The 22914-nt window shown below is 42.3% G+C and carries 13 protein-coding genes; 9 read left to right on the top strand and 4 right to left on the bottom strand.

Going from position 1 to position 22914, the window contains the following annotated elements; all coding sequences use genetic code 11:
• Nucleotides 1-227 precede the first annotated feature (227 nt).
• From AAEU31_RS02730 to AAEU31_RS02720, 3 genes are all read left to right on the top strand, one after another.
• Entirely contained in the window at nucleotides 228-2771 is a 2544-nt protein-coding gene (locus AAEU31_RS02730; RefSeq protein ID WP_421966351.1) for a TonB-dependent receptor plug domain-containing protein, read from the top strand.
• Nucleotides 2772-2889: 118 nt separating this feature from the next.
• Nucleotides 2890-3324, top strand: a complete 435-nt coding sequence (locus tag AAEU31_RS02725; protein ID WP_135926736.1) for an Xre family toxin-antitoxin system antitoxin — start codon at nucleotides 2890-2892, stop codon at nucleotides 3322-3324.
• A complete protein-coding gene (locus tag AAEU31_RS02720; protein ID WP_421966350.1) occupies nucleotides 3324-3797 on the top strand; it encodes an RES family NAD+ phosphorylase in 474 nt (157 codons plus the stop codon). The genes AAEU31_RS02725 and AAEU31_RS02720 overlap by 1 nt, the downstream gene beginning before the upstream one ends.
• 227 nt (nucleotides 3798-4024) lie before the next feature.
• Here AAEU31_RS02720 and AAEU31_RS02715 read toward each other — a convergent pair whose 3' ends face one another.
• On the bottom strand, nucleotides 4025-5902 hold the full coding sequence (locus AAEU31_RS02715) for a monovalent cation:proton antiporter-2 (CPA2) family protein (protein WP_421966349.1): 1878 nt from the start codon (nucleotides 5900-5902) through the stop codon (nucleotides 4025-4027).
• A 230-nt stretch (nucleotides 5903-6132) separates the two neighbouring features.
• Here AAEU31_RS02715 and arfA point away from each other — a divergent pair, with 230 nt between their 5' ends.
• The 6 genes from arfA to AAEU31_RS02685 all read left to right on the top strand — a co-directional run bounded on the left by arfA (nucleotide 6133) and on the right by AAEU31_RS02685 (nucleotide 16716).
• Nucleotides 6133-6324, top strand: coding sequence for an alternative ribosome rescue factor ArfA (arfA, locus tag AAEU31_RS02710; RefSeq protein WP_054563243.1), 192 nt, complete (start codon nucleotides 6133-6135; stop codon nucleotides 6322-6324).
• 463 nt (nucleotides 6325-6787) lie between these two features.
• A complete protein-coding gene (locus AAEU31_RS02705) occupies nucleotides 6788-9952 on the top strand; it encodes a glycosyl hydrolase family 18 protein (protein WP_421966348.1) in 3165 nt (1054 codons plus the stop codon).
• A 52-nt stretch (nucleotides 9953-10004) separates the two neighbouring features.
• Nucleotides 10005-11612 (top strand): lytic polysaccharide monooxygenase, encoded by a 1608-nt coding sequence (locus AAEU31_RS02700; protein WP_421966347.1) that lies wholly within the window; start codon nucleotides 10005-10007, stop codon nucleotides 11610-11612.
• A gap of 65 nt (nucleotides 11613-11677) precedes the next feature.
• Nucleotides 11678-14311, top strand: a complete 2634-nt coding sequence (locus AAEU31_RS02695; RefSeq protein ID WP_421966346.1) for a glycosyl hydrolase family 18 protein — start codon at nucleotides 11678-11680, stop codon at nucleotides 14309-14311.
• A 247-nt stretch (nucleotides 14312-14558) separates the two neighbouring features.
• On the top strand, nucleotides 14559-15386 hold the full coding sequence (locus tag AAEU31_RS02690; RefSeq protein ID WP_421966345.1) for a MipA/OmpV family protein: 828 nt from the start codon (nucleotides 14559-14561) through the stop codon (nucleotides 15384-15386).
• A gap of 577 nt (nucleotides 15387-15963) precedes the next feature.
• Nucleotides 15964-16716, top strand: a complete 753-nt coding sequence (locus AAEU31_RS02685; protein ID WP_135926743.1) for a substrate-binding periplasmic protein — start codon at nucleotides 15964-15966, stop codon at nucleotides 16714-16716.
• On the opposite strand, the gene AAEU31_RS02680 is transcribed toward AAEU31_RS02685, so the two are convergent.
• The 3 genes from AAEU31_RS02680 to AAEU31_RS02670 form a co-directional block, all read right to left on the bottom strand.
• Nucleotides 16713-18218, bottom strand: coding sequence for a phospholipase effector Tle1 domain-containing protein (locus AAEU31_RS02680; RefSeq protein WP_421966344.1), 1506 nt, complete (start codon nucleotides 18216-18218; stop codon nucleotides 16713-16715). The genes AAEU31_RS02685 and AAEU31_RS02680 overlap by 4 nt on opposite strands.
• Nucleotides 18219-18346: 128 nt before the next feature.
• Nucleotides 18347-21862, bottom strand: a complete 3516-nt coding sequence (locus AAEU31_RS02675) for an ATP-binding protein (protein WP_421966343.1) — start codon at nucleotides 21860-21862, stop codon at nucleotides 18347-18349.
• A 47-nt stretch (nucleotides 21863-21909) separates the two neighbouring features.
• Nucleotides 21910-22857 (bottom strand): GGDEF domain-containing response regulator, encoded by a 948-nt coding sequence (locus AAEU31_RS02670; protein WP_421966342.1) that lies wholly within the window; start codon nucleotides 22855-22857, stop codon nucleotides 21910-21912.
• Between the last annotated feature and the right edge of the window lie 57 nt (nucleotides 22858-22914).

Below are 22914 nucleotides of genomic sequence, written 5' to 3'. Positions count from 1 at the left end.
CTATTAATCATACAAATAGAAAAAATTATACCTAAGTCGTAACAAATTTTTCTTTCATTTCATTTTTTTGTTGATAGGATGTTTCCCAAGGGGTAACTCGCAGGCTTGAGTTAGCTTTCAATTTTATGATTTTTAAAATCAACATTACGTGCTTAGTGCTTTTCCTTAACTTCTCCAAAGGGGCGTCTTTTTGATTTAAGAAAAGCCAGAATATCAACAGGATACACATGACAACACATTCTTTAAGTATGCTGGCCGTAGCGGTCAGTGTGGCTGTTTCTGCGACTTCAGTGCAGGCAGCTGAGCAAGCATCTGGCGTAAAAGCAGATAAAAATATCGAACAAATCTCTGTATTAGGCTCACGAGTTGCCAATCGTACGGCTACCGAATCAACATCGCCGGTTGATTTGATTGATGCTGACGATTTAAACAAAGGTGGTTTCACTGAACTTGGCCAAAGCCTGCAAGCGACGGCTCCTTCATTTAACTTTTCTCGTACGCAAGTGTCAGATGGCTCTGACTTATTTAGACCTGCAACTCTTCGAGGCTTACAGCCAGACCAAACGTTAGTTCTAATCAATGGTAAGCGCCGTCATAATCAATCTATTTTTGGTTTAAATGGTACTGTCGGTGCCGGTGCTGCGGGTACTGATATGAACGCGATTCCGCTTACCGCTTTAAAAGGCGTTGAAGTACTTCGTGATGGTGCTGCGGCGCAGTATGGCTCTGATGCGATAGCCGGTGTTATCAACTTATCGCTAAACGATTCAACAGGTTTTACAACGGGTTATGTGCAAGCAGGTAGCACAGGTGAAGGCGATGGTGACACCCTATCAATGGGTTTAAACCGTGGCTTTGATTTAGGCGATGAAGGCGGCTTCATTAACTTTTCTTTAGAATACCGTGATGCTGATGGCACCAACCGCGCACAGCGTGATATCGGTGGCTCAGTTGATGTACCAGCCGGCACGCTGTCTGACGAAGTTCGTTGGGGGCAAGGTAACGCAGATAGCGAATTTACGTCTGTGTTTTATAACATGGCGTTACCACTTGGCGAGAGCGAACTTTACTCATTTGGCGGATACTCAAACCGTACGGCATTAGGCAATGGTTTTTACCGTAACTTTGACCAAGCAGCGAAGAACGTGGTGCAAGTATATGGCGATGGTTTTTTACCTCGCATCGACAACGAAGCCGAAGATATTTCGTTTTCACTTGGGCTGCGCGGTGAGCTAAACCCAGATTGGAGCTATGATGTATCAGCCGTATATGGTGAAAATAGCTATGATTTCACCTCAAAAAATACTCTTAATGCCTCGTATGCTGCTGAATATGTGGCGAATAACCCAGGTGCAAGTGATGCTGATATTGCGGCAAATGCTGGCCCTTCAGGTGGTTACTCAGGTGGTTTTAGATTTGATCAAACAACAGTAAATGTAGATTTAAATGGTATTGTTGATATTGGTCGCAGTGAACCTGTTTATGTGTCGGTGGGTGCTGAATATCGTAAAGAAAATTACGAAATCGTGCCGGGCGAAGAAGCGTCTTATGCGTGTGGCTTAGCAAATTCAGATACCTCCTACCCTGCGGTTAACGACAGCAGCGTATTTGCTGAGTGTGGCTTCCAAGCTTATAACGGTTTACGTCCTGAAGCGTCAAACAAAGAGAGCCGTCACAGCTATGCATTTTATGTTAATGCCGAAACACTGATCACGGACGCATGGCAGGTAAGTACAGCGCTTCGTTATGAAGACTTCTCTGATGCTGGTGATGACATCATTGGAAAGCTAGCAACGCGCTATGAAATTACCGATGATTTTGCTGTTCGTGGTGCGATTTCTTCTGGCTTTAGAGCACCATCACTGCAACAAAGTGCCTATACAGCTTACACCACAAACTTAGGTGCTGGTGGCGTGTTATTGCAATCATTCACTGCAACAGCGGGATCTGATTTCCCGTCAGCCCTTGGCGTTGATAGTCTTGGACTTGAGAGCTCAGAAAACTTAAGTGCGGGCTTTGTTTATAATGTAACAAGCGATTTATCACTGACCGTTGATTTTTACCATGTTGCAATTAAAGACAGAATTACCCTTGGCAGCTTAATGTCGGCGGACGATGTTTCGTTTAGCGCCGAAGCGGTGGCGGCACTTAATGCAACAGGTGCACAGCAAGCTAACTACTTCTCAAACTCGGTTGATTCAACCACCAAAGGGGTTGATATTATTGCCTCATACCGCACTGATTTGTATGACGGTAACTTCTCAGCAACCTTTGCAGGTAACATTAACGAAACCGAAATTGATGATGTGAATGCGCCAGAAGGTGTTCCTGAGTCAATCGCTCTTGATGATTTACAACGTAGTTTCTTAACGGATGGTCAACCAGGTGAGCGTGGAACACTAACATTTGAATACGATCGTGGCGATTTCAACAGCATGCTACGTTTTAACTACTACGGCGAAACAGACGTTAAATACTTTGGTAATGACCACATAGGTTTACCTGATGAGTTATCGCCTACTGGTGAGTTTAAAGACACAAGCACGGTTGAGTCAGCAGTATTAGTTGATGTTAATGTTGGTTATCAGCTAACTGACGAGCTGATGCTATCGGCAGGTATTGATAATATCTTTGATGTAACACCAGACGAGTTAGGCGAAGATGAAGCGCTTGATTTTATTACTAATAAAGCATTTAAGTACCCTGTACGTGCATTGCCTTATGGTTTTGATGGTATGACTTACTACGCAAAACTAAGCTTTAGTTTTTAATTCCTAAGTTGAAATGAAGCTTAAATAGCGCCTAACGGCGCTATTTTTTTGTTTAATTGTAGTATGCGACATTTGTCACTATAATAAATGACAAGTGTCGAATTCGACGAGGTGTAAAATGAATGCTGTAGAAACTGATTATTTAGGTGTTGTTACTGATGGCAGGGTAACAATTCATTCTAATACAATTGATGAGATTAATGTTGCAACACAAGGTGTAACTGTCAGTGCGATTAAATCACTCGCTAAAGAGCTGAATTGGGATGCCAACATTTTAGCAACCTCCATTGGCACCACGACCCGTACACTTGAGCGCTACAGTAAAGACCGAAAACGTTTAAGTGCTAAGCTGAGCGAAAATGCTTTAGAGATTGCACGTATTTCATCGCAAGGCATTGCCTACTTTGGTGACGTTAAACGTTGGAATGAGTGGCTTAATACACCCAACATTCAATTTGCGAATCAAGAGCCAAAGTCAGTGATCCATACTATCCGTGGCCGTGAACTGATAAAGCGAGTGATAATGGGGCTTGAGTACGGGTTCACAGCTTAATGATTTGCTACCGAATAGCACCGAAAGTTCATAATGACATGGCTAATGCGTTATCTGGGCATGGTGGTTTATATGCACAGGGGCGGTGGCATTTTGTTGGTAAACCCATTGTTTATACGGCGAGCTCGCGCTCTTTAGCAATGCTTGAGCGATTAGTGAATGACACAACCGACATATTAAGTAAAAACTTGAGTATCACCACTATACAGATACCTGATGATCTAAAGGTTATTAGGCTAGTAGCGAGCGAACTGCCAAAAGCATGGGATGATCACCCCTATATTACAGACACTCAGGCATTAGGTTCTGATTGGCTAGCATCGATGGAAGCAGCCGTGTTGCAAGTTCCTTCTAGTTTATGCCCCGACGAATACAATTTTTTAATTAATCCATTGCACACAGATATAAGCAAAATAAAATGCATTGATAGCAAAGACTTTTTCTATCCAAATCGGTTGGCTGTAAAGCTTTAAGTTAGTTGGCGAGGGTAAAGGGTAAAGTTTGCGAGATGCGAGTTTGTAGCAGCGATTTTATATCGCGTTTTATCCTATTCAATGCAGTCTCTTTGAGAGTATTTGTTTGCTCTGTGTAGCGCGAAGCGCCTCTGTGTTCTCTTGGGTCAAATTATTTTCACAAAGAGAAGTTAATGAGAAGAAAAAGAGGAAGTGAAAACACCTCCTCCATAATTGTAATATTTTTGCTATTTCGAACGACTAACAACTCGCTCGCATATCTCGCGCATTTGTTGTTTAATTTTAGGCTCTTTTTCTTCAAACAGCTTATTAATGCAATCGATATAGGCTTGGTTCTCTTCAAACGGTACGCCTATTTCGTAAGCGTCTGCTGCTTCTCTAAGCATCTCTTTATCAAATTCACTGAAGATATCGACCATTTCTTGGGCTTTTTCTCGCTCAATACCAAGCGCTTCAAAAGCAGAACGGCCCATCCGCATAGTGCTGTCGTACGTTTCGCGAATAATATCGCGACAACCGTATGTCCATAATTCATACACATGGTGACGGTATACTGCACGGGCAACAACATGTAAATGCGGGTAATTTTGCATAGCATAACGCACGAGTTTAGTTATTTGCTCGGCATCATCAAGTGCTACAACCAGTAATTTTGCATCCTCAATGCCAGCTGCACTGAGTAAATCTGGACGAGTTGCATCACCAAAGAAGTTACGAATACCAACATGTTCAAGTGCTTCAAGTTGTTTATAATTATAATCAATTACGGTGGTGTTATATCCACCTGCTTGCAAAATACGGTCAACAAGGCCACCCATTCTGCCTGAGCCTGCAATGATCACATGGCTATCATCAGGAAACTTTTCTTCATCTCGCTTGGCTTGCTCACAAATAAAGCGAGGTGCTATCACACGTTGATACAGAATGAATAAGCCCGGTGAGAGCAGCATTGATAAGGTCACAACTAGTAATAACTGGTCGGCAAGGGCTGCTGCTAATACATTGTTAGATACACTGTAAGCAAGTAATACAAAACCAAATTCACCAGCTTGCGCAAGCCCCAGCGCTAGTAACCAAAGTGATGCGCCCCTAAGCCCAAAAATACGGCCTAAAATTAACAACACAACTGTTTTAGTTACAATCAGTGCCCCAGTTAATAGCACAATAGTAGCGAGGTTATCAGCGAGTAATTGAAAATTGATGCTGGCACCAACGGTAATAAAAAATAGACCTAGTAATAGCCCTTTAAAGGGATCGATATTGCTTTCGAGTTCATGTTTATAAGGTGAATTTGCAAGCACAACACCTGCCAAAAAAGTGCCAAGCGCAGGTGATAAGCCAACTAATGACATCATCAAAGCGATACCAATCACGAAGAATAAAGCCGTTGCGGTAAATAGTTCGCGAAGCCGTGCTTGTGCGACAAATCTAAAAATCGGTGCTGTTAAGTAGTTACCACCAAAGATCACTAGAGCAATCATACCCAAGGTTACCAGCGCAGCTTGCCAGCCCTCAAGATTTGCCACTAAACTTAAACCAGCATGCGCGTCTTCGCTTGCATGGGCTGTATCTGCAATGGCGTGTGCTAATTCTGGTAAAGCAAGCAATGGAATAAACGCAAGCATAGGAATAACGGCTATGTCTTGAGTGAGTAATACGCTAAATGAGGCTTGGCCACCATCTGACTTTAACAGCCCACGCTCTGAAAGCGTTTGCAGCACAATCGCAGTAGATGAAAGCGATAATATTAAGCCTATTGTAAGAGCTGTTTGCCAAGCATGGCCAAACGCTAAGCCTATACCTGTAAAGGCGGCAGCAGATAAAATCACTTGTCCACCACCTAGACCAATAAGCTGTTTTCGCATAGACCAAAGTGCTTTGGGTTCAAGCTCTAAACCAACAATAAATAGCATCATTACCACACCAAACTCAGCAAAATGCTGGATGGCAATCACATCAACATTTAAAAATGTCAGTGTTGGCCCAATAACAATACCTGCGAGTAAGTAGCCAAGCACAGAGCCAAGCCCTAATTTACTTGCAATAGGTACGGCAATAATGCCGGCCAGAAGAAAAATGTAGGCGATTAAGAGAAAGTCAGTCATCGTAATCCTGTTTTTTTAATTAACTATGGTTGTTTTTGCTAGTTTTGCCAGCAGTTAGGTAGTGAATGCAATCAAAATGCGAATTTAGTCTATAAAATGACAACAAGGCATGGTGTTTAGTAAAAGCGCCTAAGACAAAGTGAGGGGTAAAAAACATTGTTTTTCTTAAAAATCGCTTGCGTAGAGTTTGGCTAGGTATATACTCGCAACACATTTAATAGGAGCAAAAAATGAGCAAAAAGAAACAACGCACACAAGGCCAAGTTGATACTGGTCGCGGTGTAATTAACGACAATGTGTACGCCGCAATGGTGACATCTAAGCTGTTTACAGCAAAAGTAGAGAAACCAAAAAAAGGTAAAGGTGCTTATCAACGTAAGGCAAAACATGCAGGACGAGAGTCCTATTTAATCGCTGCTTAATTAAGTTGTGATCAAATAGGATTTTTGTGAAAAGCAAACACTCAGTGTTTGCTTTTTTTTGCCTAAAATTCGCGTTAAGAATAATTTTAAGTCAATTTTTTTAGAAATTTTTATCTAAAAACTAATTTATTCGTTATATACCTAAAATAGATACTTCAATTATTTTTGTTTTTCCTCACACAAGCTTTGCTTGTTTTTCATACAATCCAGATGTACTGCACTTCCTGTGGTTAATTTATTGTTAATTTTATGTTCACTTTTGCCTTGTAGAATCAGTTTGTTTTTTGCTGTTTGATATAAATAATTAATTCTTTTTTAGTGTTTTTCATTAAATTACACATAAAAAATAACTGGTAATTTACCGATTGTAGGTAATTTTGAGCTTGACGTGATAGTGCTTTGTGTTACTTTAAAGTTGGATTTGTAAAATAAATGTTATCAAAACTTTGGGCGGAGGGAGCGAATGAGCTCGCATAAATTAATAAAAAATGCCTTTAAACTGAGTGCGCTGTCGCTAGGTTTATACGGCTTTACAGCACAGGCTGCGATTGATTGCAGCAACTTAGAAGTGTGGCAACAAGGGCAAACTCATGTTGGTGGTGATCAGGTTCAAGCACAAGGTAGCGCTTATGAAGCGAAGTGGTGGACGCAAACCAATCCTGTGGAGACCTCTGGTGTCGATCAAGAGTGGCGTTTATTGGGCGCTTGTGACAGCGTTGTCAGCGAAAATCAAGCACCTCAAATTAGCAGCTTAACACCAGTAGAAGGTTCTTTATTTACTATTGGTGACAGCGTTGTCATAAATGCAGTCGCTGCGGATCCGGATGGTAGCGTGGCAAGTGTTGAGTTTTTTGTTGATGGTACATCGCTGAGTGTTGTGACAAGCGCACCTTATTCAGCGAGCTGGCAAGCAACGCAAGGCAGCCATGTGATAAGTGCGGTCGCAACGGATGATTTAGGGCTAACCTCTACAGCGGTCGCACATTCAGTGAGTGTATCTGATGACGTTGAGCCGGTTAACCAAGCGCCCGTGGCGAGCATTGAATTTAGCTCACTACCATCACAAGTAACGGTGGGTGACAGTGTGGTGTTTGCGCTTTCTGGCACTGATAGCGATGGCCAAGTAACTGCGTTATCTTTAACTGAAAACAGCACTGAAGTTCATCAAGCCAGTGCCGCTTCTTCAAGTTATACGTGGCAGGCTCCAGCACTTGGACAATTTTCATTTACCTTAACGGTGACAGATAACGAAGGCGCGACAGGTACACAAAGCAAAGTTGTGAATGTTGTTGAAGCTACAGAACCTGATAGCGATTGTAAACCGCAAGGCTTATACCAAACACCGGGTGTGAATACCCCATACTGTAGCGTGTATGATGAAAATGGCCGTGAGAAAATGGGCGCCGATCATCCACGTCGAGTTATTGGTTATTTTACGAGTTGGCGAAATGGTGCCAATGGTCAGCCAAGCTACTTAGTGAATGATATTCCTTGGGACAAGATCACCCATATCAACTATGCCTTTGCGCATGTTGATGGTAATAACAAGGTCTCGATTGGTGATCCAAATGCAGTTGGCAACCCTGCGACAAACATGACTTGGCCGGGCGTTACAGGCGCTGAAATGGATCCAAGCTTTAGTTACACAGGTCACTTTAACTTACTCAATAAATTTAAAAAACAACACCCAGATGTAAAAACCTTAATCTCTGTAGGTGGCTGGGCTGAAACCGGCGGTTATTTTGGTGAAGACGGTACTCGCGTAAATAGCGGTGGTTTCTACACGATGACAACCAATGCCGATGGCTCCGTGAATCAAGCGGGAATTGATGCCTTTGCGAAAAGTGCCGTTGAATTTATTGAAACCTACGGCTTTGATGGTGTCGATATTGATTACGAATACCCATCGTCAATGAATGACTCAGGCCACCCTGATGATTTTCCTATCTCTAATGCACGTCGTGCAGGTCTTAATGCCTCGTATCGCGTATTGATGCAAAAACTTCGTGAAGAACTTGATATTGCAGGTGAAAAAGCAGGCAAGCACTACTTATTAACGATTGCTTCGCCATCTTCAGGTTACTTATTACGTGGCATGGAAACATTCCAAAGCGTGAAGTATCTCGACTACGTTAACATTATGTCTTATGACTTACACGGTGCATGGAATTCACATGTTGGCCACAACGCAGCCTTGCTTGATACTGGTCTTGATTCTGAATTAGCGCAATGGGGCGTTTATACCACTGCTGAGTTTGAAGGAATTGGTTATTTAAATACGGATTGGGCTGTGCGTTACTTCCGTGGCGCGGTCTCTGCAGGTCGAATCAATATTGGTATTCCATACTACACCCGTGGCTTTAAAGATGTGTCGGGTGGTACCAATGGTTTATGGGGCCAAGCAGCGCTACCCGATCAATCAAAATGTGCTAAAGGAACCGGCGTTGGTGAGAAAAACCAATGCGGTAATGGCGCACTTGGCATCGATAATCTATGGCACGATAAGAACGATGTTGGTGAAGAAATGCCAGCTGGTTCAAACCCGCTATGGCATGCGAAAAACCTCGAAAATGGTATTAATCCATCTTACCTTGAAATCTATGGTCTAACGCCAGAAACCGATGCAGACGATGTATTAACGGGTACTTACACACGTTACTACGATGATGTGGCGGTTGCTCCATGGCTTTGGAATGCAGAGAAAAAGGTTTTCTTATCAATTGAAGATGAGCAATCAATGGCAACCAAAGTTGATTATGTTATCAACAATGGCCTTGGCGGCATCATGTTTTGGGAGCTTGCCGGTGACTATGATTATGACTCAGCGAAAGGTGAGTACTTCATGGGCTCAAGCTTAACCACACTTGCTTACGATAAATTTAACCAAAGTGGTGTGGCTTATAACACTCATCAAGGTAATGTCGATTTTACCATTCCAAGCGAAGCGGTTGACGTAAGCTTTACGGTGAAAGACTTCCCAATTGGTGATGATAACTACCCGATTTCACCTACATTCGCATTCACCAATAACTCAGATATCGACTTAAGCGGCGCAAAAATCAGCTTTGATGTGCCCGTTTCTACCTCTGCAATTTTCAAATCAAATTGGAATGCACAAGAAAAGCTCGGTATGGCTGTTGAAGCGAATGGCTCTAATGCGGCTGGCGATAATATCGGCGGCTTTGAAAATGAGTTCCATCGTTTTTCAATCACCTTAGTGAATGAGTGGGGCGGTATCGAAAAGTCATTTAACACAGGTGAAACCGTTGAGGCCCAAGTTATGTACTACATGCCAATTACGGGGCCAACTAACTTCACCATTGAGAAAAATGGCAAAACCTACGCTTTTAAATACGAATACCCAATGCTACCAGATGGCACTGCAGGCAGTGGTGATACTGGCGGTGACACCGGTGGTGATACGGGGGGCGAGGGAAGCTGTAATGGTGTTGATGTAGCAAGCATCCCTGTGTATCCAAATTGGCCGCAAACTGACTGGGCTGGTAACCCAACCCATGCTGTTGGCGGCGACTTAATGAATCACAACAATGTGATTTACGAAGCAAAGTGGTGGACGAGCACAGAGCCAGGCACATCGGCTGACTGGACGGTGAGTTGCACGCTTTAACCAACTAAGCGGAGCAAGGACTTTGCTCCGCATTTCTACAGCGAGAACAACAATGAAAATAATGAAATCAAAGGCATTGTCTTTATCGGCAGTGGCAACCAGCATGCTGCTTGCCTGTGCATCAAGCCATGTGAATGCCCACGGATTCTTAGAAAGCCCGAAGGCACGCCAAGCATTTTGTAATGCCGATGGCGGTTACTGGTGGCCTGCGGATGGCACGGGGATCCCTAATCTTGCTTGTCGCGCAGCGTTTGTTGAAGCAGGGCATGTGCAATTTGTGCAAGACATTGAATTTTCAGCTAATACCATTGAATACACAAACCTTGATGCAGTAAAACAAAGTGTACCTGACGGCCGGTTATGTGCAGCAGGCGACCCTGAAAAACGCGGTATGGATTTACCTTCAGCGCATTGGCAACGCAGTGAGGTTATTCCTAATACAAATGGCGATATTTTAGTGCGCTTTTTAGCGAGTACGCCGCATAACCCAAGTTTCTGGCAGTTTTATTTAACAAAACCGGGCTTTGATAGTGCGACTCAAGTGCTTACTTGGGATGACCTAGAGCTTGTTGAAGAGTACGGCAATGTTGATTTTAGCATTGATGCTAACAACGACCGTTACTATGAAATGAGGGTGTCGATTCCACAAGGACGCAGTGGCGATGCCATTTTATACACGCGCTGGCAACGAGATGATGCCGGTGGCGAAGGCTTCTACAACTGTAGCGATATTAATATTGTCAACGATGCGTCCCCGACAGAGCCAAGCGATTGGACAGCTATTAGCTACTTTGTTCGTCAAGGGCAAAACGGCGAGGTTGGCGGTAGTGTGTCAGCTCGGTTATTTGATGAAAATGGCCAAGAGTTACTTACTCAACAAATGCAGATCACAACTGATAATCAAGCTAATTGGCAGGCTGAATTTGCAGCGCTGTTAAACCTTAATTACGCGCACTTAGTTAATATTGGCGTGCAAAATAGCGCTGGAGATATTGCCTTTGATGCTACAGATTTATTGATAAATCAAGTCTTTACAACGAATACAAATTACAGCTTTGCACTAAGCGTACAAGCTGCACCTGACAATACCGCGCCGATTATTCATCAACCAGATGACCTTCAAGTCGAAGAGGGCAGCAGCACCGCGATACACCTGCACACCTTTGATGATCAACAAAGCACATTAACTTATAGCTGGGATATTCCTGCACCACTGAGCTTTACGGGCAGCGATGCCAACATCACGCTAACTGCCCCTGCTGTGGATGCTGATGCAAGTTACACCGTGAGTGTATCTGTGTCTGATGGCGAGCTTACAAGCCAAGTAAGTTTTACCGTGACTGTACTTAATAGCACTGTAATCGAGCCTGATCCCATTGATCCGAGCGTGCCTGTTTGGAATAGCACAAGCCAATACAACACGGGCGATAAAGTGAGTTTTAACGGCGGAATCTACAGTGCGAAATGGTGGAACCAAGGCGCACAACCAGACAGTAGTGATGCATGGCAGCTTGAATCTGGCAGTGCATCAATCGAGTGGAACAGCGGCAAAGCCTATCAAGGCGGCGACGAAGTAACCTATCAAGGACAGCGCTATCGAGCGCAGTGGTGGACCCAAGGAGATGTACCGGGTGCCAGCCAAGTATGGACAGAAATCTAAAGTTGTATAGTTCAAACTTTATCAATAACAGCGTAACGCTATATAAAAACAGATAAGAGAGAATCATGAATATAAAACAATTAAGCGCAGCTATTGGTGTTGCACTCTTTGCAAGTGCAGCGAATGCAGCACCTTCAACACCAACCATTATTTGGGAGCCACAAGAGTACTCATTTGTTGAGGTTGATCTTGAGGGTACTGGTTCATATAAGAGTTTGGTGAACCGCGTTGATGAAGTCACCATCAGCATTGAATGGAACGCATGGAGTGGGGATGGCGGCGACAGCTACAAAGTGTATTTCGATGATATGCTGGTTAATGAAGGGTCACTTGCAGCAGGCACTAAAAGTGGTGTTATTAGCTTTCCGTATGATAAAGCGGGTCGTCACACATTATATTTAGAACTATGTGAAGGCGGTACTACCTGTGCTCGCAGTGAAGGTAAGCCAATTGTTATTGCCGATACAGATGGCGGTCACTTAGCGCCATTACCGATGGATTATGATCCAAATAACCAAGATATTGGCACCAAAGACGGTCTTGTAACCGGTGCCTACTTTGTTGAGTGGGGTATTTATGGCCGTGACTATGATGTAACCAATATTCCAGCGCAAAACCTCAGTCATATCTTATATGGATTTATTCCAATTTGTGGACCTAATGACTCGTTAACAGGCGGTCCTAAAAACGCGCTAAATACTGCCTGTGCAGGCTCGCAAGATTTTGAAGTGGTGATCCACGACCCATGGGCTGCGATTCAAAAAGCGCTACCAGGTGTTGATAGTAATGACCCAATTCGTGGTACGTATTCGCAGTTAATGGCGTTAAAGCAGCGTTATCCTGATCTGAAAATTTTACCATCAGTAGGTGGTTGGACTTTATCAGATCCATTTGCTTACTTTACCGATAAAGCCAATCGCGACACGTTTGTGGCATCAATGGAAGAGTTTTTAAGAACGTGGAAGTTCTACGACGGTGTTGATATTGACTGGGAGTTCCCAGGTGGTGATGGTGCTAATCCAAATCTAGGCGACCCAGTTGCTGATGGCCCTGCATACGTTGCGTTAATGCAAGAGCTGCGCGCGATGCTTGATAAACTCGAAGCCGAGACAGGCCGTGAGTATGAGTTAACATCAGCGATTGGTGCAGGTTACGACAAAATTGAAGATGTTGATTATCAAGCCGCAAGTCAGTACATGGATTATATCTTTGCCATGACATATGACTTTTATGGTGCATGGAGTGGTGTGACGGGTCACCAAACAGCGCTTTATTGTTCATCGCATTTCCGCGTTGGTCAGTGTGATGGCACGGGTGTCGATGAAGAAGGTGTTCCATATAAAGGCCCTGCTTATACAACCGATAATGCAGTTCAGTTATTGTTAGCGCAAAACGTACCATCGAAGAAAATCGTGGTAGGTGCTGCTATGTATGGCCGTGGTTGGGAAGGCGTTTATCCAACAGGCACAAGCATTGATGGGAATCCAATGACAGCAACAGGGACCGGCCCACTAAAAGGCAGCACTGCGCAAGGTGTTTGGGAAGATGGTGTTATTGATTATAAAGGCATTAAAGCAAATATGATTGGTGCGTCAGGTACCGGGATTAATGGCTTTGAAGTGGGTTATGATCAGCAAGCAAAAGGTGCGTATGTATGGAACCGTTCAACAGGTAAGCTCATAACATATGACAGCCCTGCATCAGTTATTGCTAAAGGTAATTATGTGAATCAGCATAATTTAGGCGGCTTATTTGCGTGGGAAATTGATGCTGATAATGGTGATATCCTAAACGCAATGCACGAGGGGTTAGGCGGTACAGTGACAGAGCCTAGTAATAGAGCACCAGTGCTATCTGTATCAAACACAGTATCTGTTAACTCTGGTGAAAGTGTATCTGTTAGTGCATCGGCAACTGATGCGGATAACGATCCGCTAAGCTTTAGTTGGACCGCTGACAGCGCGTTAACAGTAACGGGTGAAAGCTCAAATACCCTTGTTATCACAGCGCCATCAGTGACTGCTGATACGCAATACACGGTTGCTGTGACTGTGAGCGATGGCGAGGCAACTGTTAGCCGTAACGTTACAGTGAATGTTGTAGCACCAACAACAGGCGAGAACCAAGCACCAGTGGTTGCGGCAATTGCAGATAAAACCGTGGCAGAAGAGGCGAGTGTGGCTGTAGCGGTTTCGGCATCTGATGCTGATGGCGATGCGCTTTCATACAGCTGGACAGTGCCTGCAGGCTTAACGTTAGTGGGCTCAGGAGCTGATGTGAGTTTACAAGCGGGCAGCGTTGATGCTGATACTAGTTATGTTGTATCGATTTCGGTAAGTGATGGTCAAACTGCAACAGCAGTGAGCTTTAATGTCACCGTGACAGATTCTGGCACAACAACTCCGCCAGATGGTGAAACCAGCTGGAGTGATACTGCAATCTATGTAGGTGGTGATAAAGTAACGTACAACGGCGTAGAGTACACAGCTAAGTGGTGGACACAAGGTGATCGCCCTGATTTAGGTGGCCCATGGGAAGCAAGTTCACAACCAACCGACGGTAATGGTGATGTTGTGTGGCAAGCGGCGGGTATCTACAACGGTGGCGACCAAGTCACTCACCAAGGCAATAAATACGAAGCGAAATGGTGGACTCAAGGAGACGAGCCAGGTGTCGCGGATGTATGGAAAGCACTTTAAGTGTAATAACCACATTTAATGCCCATCATTAAAATGTGATTTCCCTTCAAAGCAGCCTTATGGCTGCTTTTTTGTGGGTAGCAATTAGCGAGATGCGATAAAAGAGGTTATGACGGGGTGTAAATGTGCTGCTACGAGTTTGCTGCCGGGTTAGAAGAAAAAAGGTAAAAGTAGTTATGAACCATATCCTAAGCGAATTCGTAAAATTGTTTATGTAACAACCCATTTAATAAACAGAATAAGTACCATGAAAAAATTCATATATTTAGCCGTTTTATTGTTCATACACACTACCTTTAATAACACAGCATTAGCTCGAGAAGATAAGACAGTTTTAGTTCCCCTTCCATCTATTGATGATTTCACCAAAGGTGAAGATGGCTGGGCATTTGGCTTAGGTGTGGGGTTAGAATATGAATCTGCTTACGAAGGATCTGATGAATTTGGACTGGAAGCACAGCCAGCCGGTGCCGTGCAATGGCGCAGTGGTGATAATATTTATTACTTTGCAGGAGAAGCATTTGGCTGGCGAGGATTACTTAATGATCAATGGCTGCTAGATGCTTTGATTGGATTTGAAGAAGGTCGAGAAGAAAGTGATTCTGACGATGGCAGATTAGATGGCCTTGGTAATCAAGAAGAAGGGTATGAACTAGTTTTACAAGCTCGCCGCTCATTTACCCAAGATTGGCGTTATTGGTTAGTTAGTCGTTTCGTTGCCAGTGAAAACGGCAATTTAGCCTTATTTGGTGTTGGACGTCGATTCGGTGAGCAAACGGATGGCACAGGCTCTGAAATCAATCTTGTGTTTGTAGTACACGACAGCGAATACGCCAATAATGGTTTTGGTGTTGATGCTATGCAATCAGCGTCATCAGGCCTAGAAGAAACAAATTTAAGTGGTGGATTGCGCTCGTTTGGTATTGATTATAATTATCGACAAAATCTCAACAGTGATTGGCAAATCTATGGTGAAGCGTTATTCGAGTATTTTAGTAGTGAAGTCAGAGATAGCCCTATAGCACGCAGTGATTACGAAGCTGAAGTGGGCGTTGGGGTTATTTATAAGTTTTAGTTTAACCACATATTTATTAACTGAACTAGGTAAGCCAACAGCTTACCTTGGTAAATGCTAAGCCATATTGCCACCCTCTGAGCGCAATGAAATGACCATTCATTGCGTTCACATAATCTTTTTATACTACCTAAGGCTAACTTAAAATCGTAAAAAATGTAGCCAACTGTTTCGATTAAAAACAACACCTAATTATTAGCAAAATAAACCCCAGAAATAGAAACCCCAGAAATAGAAACCTTGGTTCGGCTTTGATAAACACAGCTAACAATTTACTAGAAGTGGTTTTATGTCTGCTTCGTGCTCATCGCAGCCTGTCGGATGAAGCCCTTCCTATTCATAGACACAGCAAGAGAGCTTCTGCACTACACCCACGTAGCAGAGGCTTTATGCCGCGAAGATTAACGCGATTTGCGAGACAAGAAAAACAACATAAAACGCGATATAAAATCGCTACTACATGCTCTAATCTTGAAACTAGTAACTTTCCCTTTATTATTTTATACACTGGTCTTTCATGTATTATCAACCATACTTGAATAAAGCGGTCTGTAGGTAGTTAAGCTAAGGTGGGTTGATGGGGTTAAAAGCGCTGTTTTTACTTGTTGTTGCTGTAGTAAGCAACTCGGCTTTTAGCTGCGATAAAACCTTAAAAGTGGGAATTAGTCAGCAGTGGGCGCCGTATACTTTTACGCAAAATGGAAAGCTCACAGGTATTGATATAGATGTGGTTAACTTAGTACTTAAAGAAGCTGGGTTTTGCGCTAAATACGTCATTATGCCTTCGTCAAAACGGGGCTTTGCTGAACTAAAGCATGGCAATGTTGATCTGTTGCCTGCGGCGAGTTATAGCAAAGAACGAGATGCATTTAGTTATTTTTCAGAGCCTTATCGTCTAGAAGTCATGCGGTTATTTTGGTATCCGAAACCATTTTTAGAAAAGCTTGATCTGCAAGGCTTGCTTGAACAACAACAAATTATCTTATCAAACAGCGGTAGTTATTATGGCCCCGAATTTTCACACTTTAGTACTGTGGAAAAATATAAATCGCAGCTGATCACTGTTCCTTCGTTACGTCAGCGCGTTGCTATGCTTAGCGCTAAGCGGGTTGATTTTTTTATTGATGACGAATTAGCAGGGCTTTATTTAATTCAAAATAATCAACACAGTGGTATCGCCCTTCACCCCTATATAATACACAATAACGATGTGTATTTGATGCTGAGTAAAGTAACTTTGGATGCTAATGAAAGGGCTGCGATTAGCCAAGCAATTGTGTCGAATAAGCAAGCGATAAAAGAAATTATCGCTCGCTATGTTACAAATTAACCTAAACGCGTAACACGAAGTTTTATGCGGCCCGCGTTTGCACCATAAAAGCGGTTTAGGTCGTTGGCAAAAGGGCAAAACTCGCCTGATTTTGCAATCCGAATATCGGCACCTTCGGCAATCTCAAACAAGTTTTCGTCGTTGTTGTCTATTGCGCCAATCAGCGCAAACCATTGTGCGTGTGGCAAACGTCTAAATGGTTCAAGCACTGCCATTGGAATTTCTTTCACTCCAAGTTGAATATTGTCGCGATGCCAACCGCCGGGCCCACAGCTGATACCATCGTCATACCAAATTTGTTCTGGGTAGGGAGTGAATCGATAGGTACCACCTTGCTCTAACATTAAGCCTGTATGATTGTACTTTTCGGCGCCATACACAAATACATCTTTACTTTCATCTATGCTAAGTACCGTCATATTTTGTTTATCAAGCGCAATATGTGGGCTTAATCCTGTAAAACTTAAACGAGTTTCATCACTGTAAAGTACATCATAATTAAGGCTCTTTAATGATTCAGGACGGTAACTTGTTAAGCGATTGATACGTTCTGCAACCGTGTAATGAATAGTAGGTGGGTGTTCGCTTTGTTCGTTATCAACCAACACGCAACACTCGCGATCTACAAGCTTGAATAACGGATTGAACCAAAAATAATTTTGCTGATGGCTCAGAGCAAGCGGATCTGGGGTTACTGTCACATCATCTTGCGCTATCAAATTGCGATGCTCAGCAGGGAGCAAACTGTTGTAGTTTATTTCTGCGCTTGTCAGTAGATTAAGTGAGACACTTTGTTCAATTAACCACTCAATGGCATAACGTAAGCAAATATCTGCTAATCCATCACGATAATAACCGCCACCTACGTCTGAATGAGCTCCCGCAAACCATATTTCTTCAACATGGGGGGCTTTGTTAATTAATGTTGGCTCAAAAGCACGGCGCTTTTCATCAAGAGCCACGCAATGAAGGGCTGCTTTTATATTGCTTGCTAGCGTGTAGTTTTCAAAAATAACATGCTCTGCACCGCGGGTTGCTTTAGTTACTTTTGAAAAACCAATTGATGCCACAGTGTCAAATACACAAAGGTATACGTCATCACTGATCAGTGGTTCAAGGCATTTTGCAAAGCGCCGCGCAAGAGCCGCACCGCGGCTAAAACCGGTTAATAAAACTTTATCACCCACAGCGTAGTAGCTTTTAAAGTCATTTATTGCACGGTTTAAAATGCTGGCAACGTCATCACCTCTAGGAGCTAAGGCCTGGTTAAATAAACGCTTAAAGCGACTACCTTGAGTACCTATACCTTGGTAATAAAAACTAAGCTGGCTCGGGAAGGGGGTCTCAGGTTCACTATTTAGTGCACCGCCAAACAGTAAATGAAGTTTGAGAATATTTGAGATACTGGCGTCTTCTTTGAAGTGTGCGGCACTAAATTGTTCTGCATCACGAGGCTCACTGCCCGTGCCATCAAAGTTGAAAATCAGCGTTTTAGCGTTCATAGCGTCATTCCTTTAGTGGTTTGTCATAACATACAGAGCATTTATTAAAATTAGAAGACAAATTCATAGCGCGATAAAAAAATACGGGCTTTGTTCTGACAAAGCCCGTATTTTTTTATCGTTATTTATTAACTTACTCTCGCTATGGTGTGCCTTTGTAATATGCTGAGTAATACCTCGTAATCTTTTTCGATATCGATTAGCTTATGTTGGATATCTTTAAGGGTATTTCCTTTGCTAGCAGCGAGTACTTCTAACTCTGTAAAATGCTGATGTAATTTAGTGGCGCCAACGTCACCACAGGTGCCTTTTAGGGCATGGCTTATTGTGGCAATACCGTGATAATCTTGCTCTTTAATTACTGTGATTAGCTGCGTTATTTTTTCATTAGAGCTGTCTAAAAACATCTTACACACTTTATTAAGAAGCACTTCGTTATTCATCAACCGGGCAAGGGCAGCTTCTTTGTTCCAATGAATTTTTTCGTCGGTAATTAGCTCGCTATGTTCTGGTGCTGAGGTAACTTGCGCCTGATTTTCGGGTGCTTTGTTCTTCGAGTTTGGCTGTTTAGGAAACACTGATGATATCCATTTTGCTGTTGTCATGATTAATTTATCAGCATTGATGGGTTTAGTTATGTAGTCGTTCATTCCTGCATTTAGACATTTACTACGTTCACCCAACATTGCATTTGCCGTCATAGCAATAATAGGTATATCAATATGATGCTCTCCTGCAGCTCCATTCCTAATTTCTGTGGCGGCATCATAGCCATTTAATACAGGCATTTGGCAGTCCATCAACACACAGCGAAAAGGATCATTTGCATCTGTATTTGCCAAAATATCTACAGCTTGTCTACCGTTTGAAGCCACTTCAAAGCGAAGTGAAAGACTTGTCAAAGTACCTTTAGCAACTGCTGCGTTTATCTCGTTATCATCGACTATAAGTACCTTTGCACCTTCGACGCTGGCGTCAATGTGTGTTTGCGCATCGCTATCTCGACGTTTTTGGTTTTGCACACTCAGATCTTGTGCAACTCGTTCATCGGCTAGTTTTAGTAAAAAATCAGAAATAAGCACTGGTTTAGATAGTCGTGTGAAAGAGCAAAATCTTGCCTGAGGTGGTGGTTCTGTAGGGTTTATTAGCACAACTAATTTAAATGGTAATGAGCTTGTGCATTCATTTTCACAATAACTATCTAACTTAGTTAATAGTGGGTTTCCGGGTTCTAAAATAAGGGTTTCGAAAGGCATACTCTTACTGAGTTCAAAGTCTTCAATGTCAATATTGGATAGTTCTCCGCCATACACTTTAATGAGTTTGGCCATGCTACTTTCGAGCTCTGGGTGCTTAACAAAAAGTGCAAATGTTTTGCCACTCAAACGCTGATTGCTAGGGGATTTTTGAGCGTCATTAATTTTTAAGCGAATCGAAAACTCAAATGTACTACCTAGACCTTCGGTTGACTCAAAACTTATTTCTCCATCGAGTAAATTTGCAAGTTGCTTACAGATTGACAGCCCAAGCCCTGTACCGCCATATTGTGATGCAATGGTGCTATCTGCTTGGGTAAATGCATTAAATAACTTGCTTTGATGTTCGTCAGGAATACCTGAGCCTGAGTCTTTGATAATACATGTTAATACGGCGGTGTTTGTATCAATGGTACGGGTGTATGCTGAAAACTTAACATACCCAGTTTTGGTAAACTTAATTGCGTTATTAATAAGGTTAGTTAGTACTTGTGAATGGCGATGAGGGTCAGTGACGATAGAATTAAATTCTACATCGGCGATGTCTAATATAAATTCTAAGTTTTTCTCTTGCGCTTTAACGGCCATGCTGCCAGCTAAGCTTTCAAAAAACTTAATAGGATTAAACGCTTTTTTATCAAGGTCTAACTTGCCTGCTTCAATTTTAGATAGATCAAGAATATCGTTTATTAACACGTTGAGGTTATTTACACTTACCTCAGTCATTGCTAAGTAATGCCTTTGTTGATTACTAAGTGATTCGTGTTTAATTAAATTCAGAGTGCCAATAATACCATTTAATGGTGTACGCATTTCATGGCTGATATTAGAGATAAAGGCGCTTTTAACTTGGCTGGCTTTTTCAAGTTGTGCGGTTCTTTTTGCAACTTTAGCTTCGAGCTCATTGTTAGCTTGCTTTATTTTGTTACTAGCTTCTTTTTCGAGAGTGTTATCTCGAATAATAATTGCTGTGCCGCATTGCTGCTGATGCTCGTTAATAATGGCAGAAAATGCGACTGTTAAGTGACAGGTAGTCTGTGACTGAGGTGTAAAATCAATGTCAATTTCATATCGCTTGCGACTATCTCTTAACTCGGTACATACCTTTTGTATATCGATATTTGGCAAAAGTTTAAGTGTATTAATGTCAGTGCCGAGTACTTGCTCTCGTTGAAAGCTAAATAAATTTGTTGCTGCTTTATTCCAGCTGGTAACAACCCCTTTGTTGTTTATGCTAATGATTGCATCTTTAGAGCCACTAATTATAGCGGATGATACGGCTCTTGCCTGAGCAAGCTCTTGATTGCGCTTGAGGTTTCGATAAAAAAACACCAGCATAAAAAGCAAAAATAGTGAAATACCAAGAAAGAAAACATACGAACTAATCTGTCGCTCGAGGCGGATTTTTGCAATGTCGTCATGGGAGAGTAAAATATGTGATGTGATAAAGCCTGATTCAGTATCACCTGAAAGTGGAATTCTGCGACTGAACACTTCACTCTTTTTATTATTATCATAAGTAGCGTTGATACTCACTAAGCCATCGAGGTTTTCAGTATTAGCCTTATAAATGGTATCCCAGCGATTCGAAGGTGCAAGATCTCGGCTAAAGTTAAAACGTTGATCTGGATGTATAAGAAAGTATCCCTCATTATCTGTGAGAATTAAGCTGTGGGGAGTTTGAACAAGCTCAGATAGAGAGTTAAACATAATTTGGGTATTTACATTGGCTATAATAAAACCAAAACGTTGCATGTTTTCATCAAAAATAGGTAAAGCAAGTCGCAACATTGGTTTATATGGAAACTCAAGCTTACCGTATTCGCGGTTTAAGGTAATGGCAGATAGGTACATATCACCCAAAGGAAGTTGCGCACTTTGCTGATAGTATTCACGACTACTTTTATTCTGTAGTTGGTTGATCGCTTTTACGACGATGCCACCGGCTGCTCTATCAACACGAATCAATTCTTGGCCGGCATCTTGAGTACTGATAACCCGTAATTGCTCAAACTCAGAGTTTGCCTGTATGAAAGCAACAAAGATTGTTTCAAGTCGTTTTCTCCATTGTGCAGTTGTCGTGTTGTCGAGGGGATCATTGCCATTATTTGCCGCTGCGCGTGCAAGTCCTGCAATAGGCGGTGTGGAGTATAAAAAATGTAGGTCATTTTTGTATTTACTGATATTTTCTTGGACTTGAAGGGTCACCGTACTACTTGAATCCTCAAGGCGTGATTTAATCGAAGTAGTCAGCTCTTTTTCTAATTGTTGTTCAAATACAAAAATAGCTAAACACAACACCGTCATAATAAATAAAAAAGCCCAATAAAATAGATGATGACTTTCTGAGTACTGATGAGAGCTTTTACGTATAAAGGTATATGACATTGTCTTGGTCTCAGGTTGAAGGTGTTGTTTTTGCGATTACATTGAGATTAGGCACTGATTGATATTTCAGCAAGTAGGCAAACACTGCAGTTTCTGCCTCGATGTTTGGCTTGATACAGTGCTTTGTCAGCACATCTTATCAATTGTTCAGAATCTAAGTTTTCTTGCCCCTGTAAGGTTGCGCTACCAATACTGATAGACACCGTTGACGCTTCTGGCTTTGGGTGGGTGATATTTAACGCTTTGATATTAGCTAATAGTTTATGAGCTATATACTGAGCCCCTTGGATATCAGTATCTGGTAATACGCATAAGAACTCTTCACCACCAAAACGCACTGTGGTGTCTGTTGAGCGGTTAACACTTCTTTTAATCTCTTGAGCGACTAACTTTAAGCACTCATCACCTTGTTGGTGGCCGAAAGTATCGTTGTATTCTTTAAACCAATCGATATCAATCATTAACACCGAAAGAGCATTATCATGACGTTTTGCTAAACGAATATTTTGCTCAAGTGTATTTTGTAAGTAGCGTCGGTTATTTAACCCTGTGAGGCTGTCTTGTTCGCACAATGTTTTTAGTAGGTCAGCTTGCTTTTTGATGGTTAAGTGCACATTAACTTTATTCAATAAGATATTGCCGTATACGGGCTTAGAGACAAAATCAACACCGCCTACTTGCCAGCATTTATCCTGAGCTTCAAGATCCATGATTGAGGTAATAAAAATAACCGGGATATGACAGTACTGAGAGTGTGCTTTTAGCTGCTTACATACATCTAAACCATTTGTGTTGCCTAGGTTAACATCTAGGAGGATTAAATCAGGAGAGTGAGACTCGCACATGGGCAAAACACTCTCACCGCAATTGGCGGTGAAAGTTTTAAAATGCGGAGCAAGTAAACTTTCAATCACTGTTGTATTAATTGGTTCGTCATCAACTATTAAAATAACAGACTCATCAAGTTTTAAATCGTTGGCTGCCAAAGGTTGCAAAATGTTTCCTCTAGTTGTTGTATATAGCGTAGCCGCATTTTTTAAATTCCTACAGTA

Source organism: Pseudoalteromonas thalassia, assembly GCF_049257215.1.
Taxonomy (GTDB): domain Bacteria; phylum Pseudomonadota; class Gammaproteobacteria; order Enterobacterales; family Alteromonadaceae; genus Pseudoalteromonas; species Pseudoalteromonas lipolytica_C.
The sequence above is the reverse complement of the archived record's forward strand: the minus strand, read 5'-3'. Positions and strand labels throughout refer to the sequence as shown.